2 protein-coding genes are annotated in these 1,161 nt (G+C 67.2%); both read left to right on the forward strand.

Features of this window, described 5'->3' with window-relative positions; genetic code table 11:
* The first annotated feature begins 66 nt into the window (after nt 1–66).
* The gene (locus ABZ721_RS40935; RefSeq protein WP_358793925.1) at nt 67–552 is read left to right on the forward strand and encodes a winged helix-turn-helix domain-containing protein; all 486 of its coding nucleotides are present in this window, start codon (nt 67–69) and stop codon (nt 550–552) included.
* Nucleotides 553–575: 23 nt separating this feature from the next.
* On the forward strand, nt 576–1,136 hold the full coding sequence (locus ABZ721_RS40940) for a transposase (RefSeq protein WP_358793926.1): 561 nt from the start codon (nt 576–578) through the stop codon (nt 1,134–1,136).
* Nucleotides 1,137–1,161 lie beyond the last annotated feature (25 nt).

Raw genomic sequence — 1,161 nt, forward strand, 5'->3', positions numbered from 1 at the left:
TACTGACCTTCTACTTGTGATGTCGGTGGTGGTGACAGGTCTTGATCCTCGCGGTATGCCGTTTTCATGAGGTATGCGCAAGGTGGTGGGTTGACCGCTGAGCGGAGGGTGTTCCGGGAGCGGTTGCGTGCGGAGGCGGCCGAGGGCTTTGCTCACGGTGAGGACAGTGCGGAGATCGCCCGGCGGTTGAGGGTGCATGTGCGGTCGGTCCAGCGGTGGCGGCGGGCGTGGTCCGACGGTGGCCTTGGGGCTTTGGCCTCGAAGGGGCCGGCGTCGTTGCCGCTGCTGAGTGATGAGCTGTTCGCGGTGCTCGAGCGGGAGTTGGACAAGGGTCCGGTCGCCCATGGCTGGCCGGATCAGAAGTGGACGCTGTCGCGTATCAAGACCCTGATCGGGCGCCGGTTCCACAAGAGCTACTCGATCCAGGGGGTCGCGGTGCTGCTCAAGCGGCACGGCTGGTCGTGCCAGGTGCCGGCTCGGCGGGCGATGGAACGGGACGAGACGACGGTCGTGGGTTGGGTAAAGGACACGTGGCCGCAGGTGGAACGGTAGCGGCGGCGCTCGGGGCATGGCTGGTGTTCGAAGACGAGGCCGGGTTCACGATGACGCCGCCGACCGCCCGCACGTGGTCCCGGCGCGGCCACACACCCGTCATCACGGTCCGCGGCCGGTCCCGCCGGCGCCTGTCGATCGCCGCCCTGGCCTGCTACAAAGCCGGAGAGCGGTCCCGGCTGATCTACCGGCCGCGGCCCGATACCCGCCGCGACGGCCGCAAGAGTTTCGCCTGGACCGACTACCGCGACCTCCTGCAAGCGGCTCACCAGCAACTCGGCGGACCCCTGGTGGTCGTCTGGGACAATCTGAACACGCATCTGACGTCCGGCATGCGCGCTTTCATCGCCGAACAGGACTGGCTGACCGTCTTCCAACTGCCCGCGTACGCACCCGACCTCAACCCTGTCGAAGGCATCTGGTCCGCACTACGAGGCGGTCGGCTGGCGAATACCGCCTTCACCGACCCCGCGCACCTGATCCGCACAGTCCGCCGCGGCCTACGCGAAATCCAGTACCGCAGCGACATCATCGACGGATGCCTCACCGGCACCCGCCTCCGACCAGCCACGATCCCGCCATGACGACTTTACGCTTGGAAGGTCAGTA

The organism is Streptomyces sp. NPDC006733 (assembly GCF_040636125.1).
GTDB lineage: Bacteria > Actinomycetota > Actinomycetes > Streptomycetales > Streptomycetaceae > Actinacidiphila.

Coding starts and splice junctions, on each gene's coding strand:
- ABZ721_RS40935 (WP_358793925.1), top strand. CDS start 67: ATGAGGTATGCGCAAGGTGGTGGGTTGACCGCTGAGCGGAGGGTGTTC.